This window comes from uncultured Cyclobacterium sp., assembly GCF_963976465.1.
In the GTDB taxonomy this organism is placed as follows: Bacteria; Bacteroidota; Bacteroidia; order Cytophagales; family Cyclobacteriaceae; genus Cyclobacterium.
Genome location: NZ_CAXBOC010000171.1, coordinates 1 through 9,822 on the forward strand (window position 1 = coordinate 1; position 9,822 = coordinate 9,822).

7 protein-coding genes are annotated in these 9,822 nt (G+C 37.7%); 4 read left to right on the top strand and 3 right to left on the bottom strand.

What is annotated here, in order from left to right; translation table 11 throughout:
- The coding region (locus AAC037_RS11225; protein ID WP_339903080.1) for a hypothetical protein at nt 1-2,058 on the top strand (2,058 nt) is incomplete at its 5' end.
- A gap of 405 nt (nt 2,059-2,463) precedes the next feature.
- Nucleotides 2,464-3,975: a glycosyltransferase family 39 protein gene (locus AAC037_RS11230; RefSeq protein WP_339903081.1), complete on the top strand. Its 1,512-nt coding sequence runs from the start codon at nt 2,464-2,466 to the stop codon at nt 3,973-3,975.
- 514 nt (nt 3,976-4,489) lie between these two features.
- On the opposite strand, the gene AAC037_RS11235 is transcribed toward AAC037_RS11230, so the two are convergent.
- Entirely contained in the window at nt 4,490-5,224 is a 735-nt protein-coding gene (locus AAC037_RS11235) for a ZIP family metal transporter (protein WP_339903082.1), read from the bottom strand.
- 24 nt (nt 5,225-5,248) lie between these two features.
- Nucleotides 5,249-6,307: an FAD:protein FMN transferase gene (locus AAC037_RS11240; RefSeq protein ID WP_339903083.1), complete on the bottom strand. Its 1,059-nt coding sequence runs from the start codon at nt 6,305-6,307 to the stop codon at nt 5,249-5,251.
- A gap of 157 nt (nt 6,308-6,464) precedes the next feature.
- On the opposite strand from AAC037_RS11240, the gene ruvB reads away from it, so the two are divergent.
- Nucleotides 6,465-7,502 carry a Holliday junction branch migration DNA helicase RuvB gene (gene ruvB, locus AAC037_RS11245; RefSeq protein ID WP_339903084.1) on the top strand — a complete coding sequence of 346 codons (1,038 nt, stop codon included), beginning with the start codon at nt 6,465-6,467 and terminating at the stop codon, nt 7,500-7,502.
- 31 nt (nt 7,503-7,533) lie between these two features.
- Nucleotides 7,534-8,460 (top strand): tRNA epoxyqueuosine(34) reductase QueG, encoded by a 927-nt coding sequence (gene queG / locus AAC037_RS11250; RefSeq protein WP_339903085.1) that lies wholly within the window; start codon nt 7,534-7,536, stop codon nt 8,458-8,460.
- 6 nt (nt 8,461-8,466) lie between these two features.
- Here the strand turns inward: queG and AAC037_RS11255 are convergent, their stop codons facing one another.
- Complete coding sequence (locus AAC037_RS11255) at nt 8,467-9,060, bottom strand: hypothetical protein (RefSeq protein WP_339903086.1); 594 nt, start codon at nt 9,058-9,060, stop codon at nt 8,467-8,469.
- Nucleotides 9,061-9,822: the final 762 nt, after the last annotated feature.

The window sequence follows — 9,822 nt, forward strand, 5'->3', positions numbered from 1 at the left end:
GGCTTGTTATTTGGTATAGGCCATCTTTTGAGAAAAATGGATTGGTCGGAAAATCAATTACTATTGAATAAGGCCATTGAAAAGACAAGCTCACCGACATATGCCATTAGAGGCCATCAACTGGGTTACCGCCCCAAAACAAACGCCTACGACGCCTTTACCGTAGATCGATTTAACCAATATATCAGAGAGCTGGCACTTTTTGGCGCCAACAGCATCGAAATAATGCCACCTCGGACAGATGATGACTTCACTTCCCCTCATATGACTATTCCCGCCATTGATATGATTGGCGAACAATCACGGATAGCTGATGAATTGGATTTGGATGTGTGGATGTGGTATCCCAATATGGCTGAAGATTATGAGGATCCCAAAACAAGAACCATAGAGCTAACACAGCGCAAAGATGTATTCGCCTCCATCCCAAGGCTTGATCATTTATTTGTTCCCGGTGGAGATCCGGGTGACCTTGAGCCGGATGTATTGTTCAATTGGCTGAAAGAAGTGGCAGCAAAGCTTCATCGATTCCACCCGAGTGCAAAAATATGGGTATCTCCCCAAGTGTTTAGGCCCACAAAGGCTTGGTTTGACCAATTCTTCTATCACGTCAATCAAAAGTACGATTGGTTTGGTGGTGTGGTTTTCGGACCTTGGGTTAAAATACCCCTACCGGAGCTCAGGGAGTTAACAGCCGCTTCTATTCCTATTCGTAGGTATCCTGACATCACCCATAATTTAAGTTCCCAGTACCCTATTCCCGAATGGGACTTGGCCATGGCCATGACTTTGGGAAGGGAGTCTATCAATCCTCGACCTGAGGATCAAAAGGCCATCCACAATTCTTTGGCACACTATGCCAATGGGAGCTTAAGCTACTCTGAAGGGACCAATGACGATGTAAATAAATTCATTTGGACAGATCAAGAATGGAATCCGGAAACAAAAGTCTTGGAAACTTTAAGAGATTATTCCCGTTTTTTCTTCGGCCCGAAATGGGTAGATGCCGCCACAAATGGCTTTTTGGCACAGGAGGAAAATCTACGAGGTAGGTTGATTAACAATTCCAGTGTTCCTCAAGCCCTGGCTCAATGGCAGGCAATGGAAACAAAAGCTGACAATAAATTAATGGGGAACTTTAGATTTCAAATGGGCTTAATACGTGCTTATTTTGATGCCTATATTCAGCAGAAATTGATATTTGAGACCCAGCAGGAACAAGAAGCCATGAATATTCTGCAGGAATCAGAAAAAATTGGTAGCCTAAAAAGTATAGACAAGGCTACAAGTATACTTACTGAACCTATCTCAGACCCTTATATCGCGCGCTTGAAGCAAAGATGTTTGGAACTGGCTGACGCACTTTTCAACAGCATAGGAGCACAGCTTACAGTTGAGTCACATGGTGCAGCTTCTGGAAGAGGGAATTTTATTGACAATCTAGCCGTAACCCTTAATGATGCTCCTTGGCTTTTGGCCAATCTCAAGGCCATTCAACAAGTACCGGAGGAAAAACAAAGAAACGATAAAATAAAGCAATTGCTCAACCGGACCAATCCGGGTCCTGGTGGTTTTTATGACAACTTCGGACTAGGAAAAAGCTGGAAGAGAGTTGTTAAAACCAAAGGATGGAGTCAAGACCCCGGAGGTCTATATGGTCCTAGAGAAAGCTTCGGTGTAGGCCTGAAAGGTCAGGAATGGGTACATGAAATACAGGCTGTAGGCTTTGGAGGGACAGCCACTCCCTTGGCTTGGATGAACCAAATAACCACCCTCTATGACACCCCCTTGATCATAAAATATCAAGAACTGAATCCCGAAAAAACTTATTCAATTAAAATAGCCTATACCGGCAGGTTTAGGTCCAAAATGAAATTAACCACAGACGACGGCTTATTGATTCACGATTTCATTCAAACCGGTGCCAAACCATTGTATGAATTTGAATTGCCTCAAAGCACCTATGCTGATGGAGACTTGGTACTCCACTGGACATGTGGTGAAGGGGAAAGAGGGGCCCAAGTGGCTGAAATTTGGATTATTCCCAATCCGGAGTAAATATTTTATTGTCTACAATAGAATCAAATAAACAAATTTATACTTGAGGATTCACCTCTCTCTCCAATTATATTTTAATCAATTATACCTATCCAATTTTTTATACATTCCAAGATCAGTTCTCTTCCGCCCCCTATTCAAAAGTAATGCCAAATAAACAAACAACTTTTCTCCCTTTCCGTTAGCAAAAAGGCAAAAGCACGGTTTTAATGCATTCAATTGGCTTTCACATTGAACAGCGCATGTCGTATTTGCCTTGGTTTGGATAACTATGTGATTTTCTTAGTAAAGAAAAATAGTTGAAGCAGGCAATTTATAAAATGATTTAGATTGCAATCTCTTCAAATCATTGATCCCCATGCTTTTCATTATTAGGATAATAAATTTTACTTAAATTAATTTTTTATGGTTCTTAGCCAAAAAAAATATTCTTTCTATTTCTACATTATAACGATTTCGTTAGCGGTACCGAAAATCCTTTTCACCCTTAGGCCGGAAGTAAATTTATTTACCGAAGAAGCACAATATTGGCTTTGGTCTCAGAACATGGCTTGGCATTATTATTCCAAACCTCCGTTGGTAGCTGTAATAAACTTTTTAAGTACCTCTGTACTTGGCAATACAGAAATGGCAGTTCGAATAAATGCGATATTGAGTGGAGTTGGAATTGCCTGGGTTACTTATTTATTTGGATCCTATATGTACTCAAAGAAAGTAGGTTTTTGGGCAGCTTTGATTGTTCAATCCATGCCTGTATGGTGGCTGGCCTCCACCTTCCATATGACAGATTCTTCTCTTACCCTGTTTTGGACATTAAGCATTTATCTTTGCTACAGAGGGATTAAGGAAAATAGCACCAAGTGGTGGCTACTCGCTGGGCTAGCAACTGCAATGGGGCTAATGGCAAAAGTTGTCATAATGTTGATATTTCCTGTTTTGATTATTTACCTAATTTACCTTGGGAAATTTAATGTCCATAAGGAAAAATTTTTGAAATTCATTGTGGTGAGTTTATTGGGATTCATTCCTGCATTGATTTGGAACTGGCAAAATAACTTTGATACCTTCAGACATTTATTAGCATTATCAGGAACAGATAGTATAAATAACCTTCCTACCAACTTATCCATCGCTAGCAGAAGTTTTATAGAATTTGTATTAAGTCAAATAGCCGTTGTTTCTTTGTTCTTATTCCCTGCTTGGGTGGCAGCTTTCTGGTATACCATTAAAAACAAAAATGCTGAATCCATCTACCTTATTCTTCCAGGATTATTAGCGTTTTTAACCTTTGCCGGATTAAGCATTTTTAAAGATGCCATGATAAATTGGCCGGCCTTTGCTTACACAGGCTTGGCAATTGTCTTAGCAAAATGGATAGATCGGCAATCTAGACGTTGGAAAAAGATTACTTTCTCCGGGGTTTTCCTTGGTATGTTTATCCCTGTTCTATTCTTATCACCTGATTATTTGGGGTTAAAATCTTCAAACCTAATGACCAAAACAGAGCAGAATTTAATTAAAAGATTGTTGGGGCATGAACAACTTGCAGACAGAATTGATTTCTTGACAGATAGCCTAGCTATTGAAGACCCCTTTGTCTTTTCTGATTCTTATCACACAGCTTCTGAACTCTCCTTTTACCTGGCCGAAAACCCTCAAACTTATGTTATAAATATGGGAGTACGTAAAAACCAATTTGACCTGTGGAAAGGCATGGATCAATTTTTGGGAAAAGAAAAATTCGGAGTTTTTGTAAGCTGGAATTTTGATAATTTTAAAAGCAAGGCAGTCTTTCAAGAACTTATTTATGAAGAGACTTTTGTCACTACCTTTAAAGGTATTCCAAGGAGGCCGATCAATATAAAGTTCTGTAGGAATTTAATAGAATATACACCTTCAACTCCTTCTTCCTACTGAAACATTATTTTTTTAATTATCTATGACCAAAAAGAATAATGACTTAAACAACTATATAAGTTTTTATAGAAATTTTAAAAAACGACACATAAAAAGCTTATTGGTAGCCTCTTAACTCAGTTTTTTCATGCGATCCACCAAATAAGATCGATTTTTCATACTATAAAATACAAAAAACTGTATTTTTCAATTATTAATATTTATAATAATGTATTTCATACAATTAAAAAATCTTTGTACAGTATAACGCGTATTTACTTTAATAATAATTGGTTTTATAAATTTATCTTTAGTACATTTATACTATCAAAAAAAATGAAAGCGGAACGTGTTGATTGGAGAAGTTGGAATCCGTAGCGGAAGTTGGTTATTTTTTAATGTAGGGTTTGTCCAGGGTTTTATTTATGATAAAACCCTGGCATTTTTTTTTAACCAATTCCAAAACCAAACCATGTAATAGTATTAATTATTTCACCCTCTAAAAGGCAAGAGACTCCTCCCTATAATTCCTTACCTATGCAATAAACTCAGTCAAAATAGCCAATACGGACGCCAGCAATATGATTAACAATTTATGCAATTGAAATCTATGCTGTGGGGAGCTTTCAAAAAAAATGATGGTAGATATATGCAAAAAGCCACCTGCTACCAATCCAAACAAAATATCTAGTGTTTCTCTTCCTATCAATGACCGATCAAAAAGGAAATCTGTAGATAGCATACCTAAAGGTGAGGCCGTGGCAAATAGGATTAACAATAAAATTGTATGTGTTTTATTTAGCCGAGACAATAAAACAGCTGCCAAGGCAAAAGCTTCGGGCATCTTATGCATGATCATCCCTATAAGTAGGGTTTCGCTGCCATGGTGGTGTCCTGTAAGCATGGGTTGTTTTGAAAGTAAAGTCCCCTCCAAAAATGCATGCAAAAACAAGCCAATCATCAAAGTCCATACAGTATTACTAGCCCCATGTCCATGATGGTCATGAATATGCCCATGTTCAATTCCCGAGGACATAAAATCAAGCACTTGCTGCAATAAAAAACCAAGTAAAATATACAAGCCCATAAAATAGGCTGACTCTTTATTGGCAAAAAGCTCAGGGAAAATATGTAATATGGTAATGGCAAACAGATAGGCACCGGCAAATATCAATGCCAGCTTAAAGCTTTTCTCATCCCAACCGGGCACTACGATTGCAACCAATCCTGCACCCAAGGCAGCGAAAAAAAGTAAAAGTACATACAACATATATTATAACTTGGGTTATTTGGGTTATTTAGCCCCAACAGTAGTCAAAAATGGCGCGAGACCATCACTAACGTAGGATTGAATTTGGCCTTCGTCATCATTAAAGATAAGAAAGATCTCTATACCTTCCACCGATTTTTGTATTTCCTTTGCTCGATCCATCCCCAAAACCATAAAGGCAGTAGCATAGGCATCGGCCACTATACAATCATCTGCCACCACTGTAGCACTAAGCAAACGATGCACCACAGGATAGCCTGTAAATGGGCTGATTGTGTGAGAATATTTTATGCCGTCTTTGACATAAAAATTACGGTAATTGCCTGAAGTGGCCAAGCCTTTGTTTTCAAGAGCAACTATACTATAGATTTCATTGGCCAGGCCTTCTTCATCAGGGTGAGACACGCCCACTTTCCATAATTCACCTTTATCATTCACTCCATTTCCTACCAATTCACCACCAATCTCTACAAGGAAATTTTCTATACCCATTTCTTTTAAAAAATCGGCAACTACATCAACCCCGTATCCTTTTGCTATGGCACTAAAATCAAGGTAAACATCAGTATTGGATTTCTTAACTCCCTTATCATTAAAATCTAAGTTCTCAAAGCCTACCTGCTCCAATAACTGTTTCACACCCAAACTATCTTGCAAGGAGGGACCATCCGGACCAAAACCCCAAGCATTAACCAAGGGTCCAATGGTAGGGTCAAAAGCACCATCGGTAACTGAAAACACTTCCTTACTGGTTTTCAAAACCGGATAAAAATAGTCAGATTCAAAAACAAGAGAATCATACCTATTGAGTCTACTAAGTTCAGAATCCGGAATATAGGTAGAAAGAGACTGGTTAAAATCAACAAGAATAGAATCAATTTCTTTTTTAAAATTTCGTCCCCCTGGATCTAAATAGACAATCCTATAAGTGGTCCCCATGGTCTTTCCACTCAAAACCATTTTGGGATGGGTTGTATCTGTAGAAACTGCAGTTTCTTTATTTTGCCTGTAGAGGTAAACCATAAACACCACCAACAGTAACAAAATGCTGTAAATGATATTTTTTTTGGCTGATTTTCGCATAAAACAATGCCAGTTTTAATTTTCCGAAAGTTAATTCTATTTTTTCAATTGCTCATTACATTTGGTCATTAACCTTGGTAGGTGTTTCAGTGGAAACCCTTCAAAACCTGAAAAGCTTCAATGATTTTTCTATATTTGTGGGACATAGAAGGTTCATATGAGAGAAGAATATCTGCGTGGTGACCAGGAAGGCTTAAGCCCTGGAGACAAGGAAATAGAAAAAGCACTAAGACCCCTGAGTTTTGATGATTTCACCGGTCAGAAAAAGACTGTGGAAAACATCCAAATTTTTGTTTTGGCTGCCAAAAAAAGAGGGGAGTCCCTGGACCATGTTTTACTTCATGGACCTCCCGGCCTTGGAAAGACCACCTTGAGTCATATTATCGCCAATGAATTGGAATCCACGCTAAAGATCACTTCCGGACCGGTTCTGGATAAACCTTCAGATCTCGCAGGGTTGCTCACCAACCTTGAAGAAGGGGATGTGTTGTTTATAGATGAAATCCATCGTTTGAATCCAATTGTGGAAGAATACCTCTACTCTGCCATGGAGGATTTTCGTATTGATATCATGCTTGACTCTGGCCCCAACGCAAGGACAGTTCAAATAAATTTGAATCCATTTACGCTTGTAGGAGCCACCACAAGGTCTGGTTTACTTACTTCTCCTTTAAGGGCTCGTTTTGGCATCAATGCTCGGCTTGAATATTACGACGCGCATTTACTATCAACCATCGTTACCCGATCTGCTGCCATTTTAGGAACCCCCTTGGATCCCGAAGCAGCCTTTGAAATTGCCAGGAGAAGCCGAGGTACCCCAAGGATTGCCAACACCCTATTGCGAAGAACCCGAGATTTTGCAGAGATAAAAGGCAATGGTAGAATTACTTTAAAAATTGCTGAAATGGCGCTCAATGCTTTGGATGTGGATCAGAATGGTTTGGATGAGATGGACAACAGAATTTTACTTACCATTATCAATAAATTTGCTGGAGGCCCTGTTGGTATTTCTACCATTGCCACAGCTTGTGGAGAAGAGGCGGAAACCATAGAAGAAGTATACGAACCTTTTCTAATAAAAGAAGGCTATCTCAAAAGAACCAGCCGAGGAAGAACAGCAACTGACCTTGCTTACACCCACCTTAAAATAAAACCCAAGCCCGGTGGACAGTCAGGAAATTTATTTGAAAGCTAGGTCATCATACAGCAATTAATTACCACAAGCCTTGAGTACGATTGAAAAGCATACACATATAGTCAAAAAAACAGCATCAAGACTCGGTTTTGACTATTGTGGAATTGCTGAAGCTACTTTTTTGGAAGAGGAGGCCCCCAAGCTGGAAAATTGGTTAAACAAAAATTACCACGGAAAGATGGCCTATATGGCCAATCATTTTGAAAAAAGACTAGATCCAAGAAAACTAGTGGATGGTGCAAAATCTGTTGTAAGCCTGATGTTTAACTATTACCCACAGCAAACCCTGGATGAGCGCAGGGATTCTCTTAAAATAGCAAAATATGCCTATGGGGAAGATTATCACTTCGTAATCAAAGACAAATTAAAAGCATTCTTAAAATGCTTACAGGAGGAGATCGGTGAAGTAAATGGAAGGGTGTTTGTAGACAGTGCTCCTGTGATGGAAAGGCAATGGGCTGAAAAGGCTGGGCTAGGTTGGAAAGGTAAAAACAGCCTATTACTAAACAAATCTTCAGGTAGCTTTTTCTTTTTAGCGGAGCTAATCATCGATTTGCCTTTGGTCTATGACAATCCATCCAATAAAGATTTTTGCGGAACTTGCACCCGGTGTCTGGATGCTTGCCCAACAGATGCTATCCTTCAGGACAATTTAATCGATGGCTCCAAATGCATATCTTATTTGACCATTGAGCTCAAAGAAGCCATTCCGGAAGAATTTAAAGGAAAAATGGAGAATTGGGTATTCGGCTGTGATATTTGCCAAGACGTATGTCCTTGGAATAGGTTTTCAAAACCCCACAAAGAAGAAGCATTTCTTCCTCATCCTGATTTAGAAAAATCAGCATGGGAAGAAATGACAAAAGAGACTTTTAATAAGGTTTTTAAGCGCTCAGCTTTAAAAAGAACCAAATGGGAAGGATTTCAAAGGAACATTACTTTTCTAAATACCAATTAAATCCTACTACCATTCAACGTTTTTAAATTCACCATCTGTTACCGTTGCAGCAAGTTCATCATTCCCGTCAAAGGCCACAAAGGAAAACGTTCCAGATATAAGTTCATTTTCCCTGTCCATCTTGGTAATCTTAACATTCATAGTTCCTTTCACTAAGGTTGTTCCACCTAATTCATCTTCTGAACCTATTAATGAACCACTTGCTACAGTTCCAACTGCACCAATGAACCCAAAACCATTGGACAAGCTTTCTTCTGTTATAGCGCCGAATTCGTCCCCAACATTTAATGAAGAAAAATCCTCACCATAAAGAATAATGGTTAAACTTGTAAAGATGCCGTTCTTTAAATCAACACCAGTAATACCTAGTTCATAAGTATCCCCATCAATATCCAAGTCTCCATCAACATCATCCCCCAAATCACTCAAAGAAAATCCATCCTTAGTAGCACTAAATTTACTACCATTTATGGTTGCAGTTATAGACTCTACCTTGGTATCATCATCATCGTCATCCAAATCGTCAATTACGATACAGCTACTTACCAATATGGCCAATAATGTAAATAATAAGTAATGATAATTTTGTTGTTTTTTCATGATTTTTCTTTGGTAGTACACACAATAATATGAATTCTAATATTTAAATTTTAAAAGTTGCTAAAAATTAATTTAATTTACTGAAACAATGTTAACTAAAAAGATTTAAAAATTAATAATCACCTTTATGTATAGCAGGGGATAACTTTAACCCGCAACAATCAAGATAACAAAAGACAAGCTAAAGACATAAGATTTTTTTGCAAACCAAAAAAATCTTATGTCGATAAAAAACAACAAATACCCAGGTAGAAACTGTCAAAACCTCTTGCCTGAGGATGAGAAAAAATTGCCTATCAAACCAAAATTTAACTTCTTATAGGTTAAACCCAAACAGTATACATTTATATAAATTTTTTACATTGTTATCTTTTCATTAATAAATCATAATTAAATACCATTTAGTAATACAACTTTAAAATCATTTCAGTATAGATACACCATTAGCCCTCAGCAAACAAAAAGCTCAGTCAATCTTTCTAAGATAGGATATTTATTAATCAGGGTAGTCACCACTAGTGCAACAAGCATTAATTTCAAATAAAAAAGATACAGCAAAACATTTAATATTAATTGATGAAGAAGATTAATAAATGATCGGTACAAGATCCTTCTAGGGATCTGATAAATTGAAAAGATTAAATACCGACCTGTTTATAGTAGAAATATATTACCAATAAATGAACTAGTTTAATATTTCTCAAATACTGCCTATTATTTAGATTTTTTAATATCTTTATAATCCAAATCTTTAATAAATCT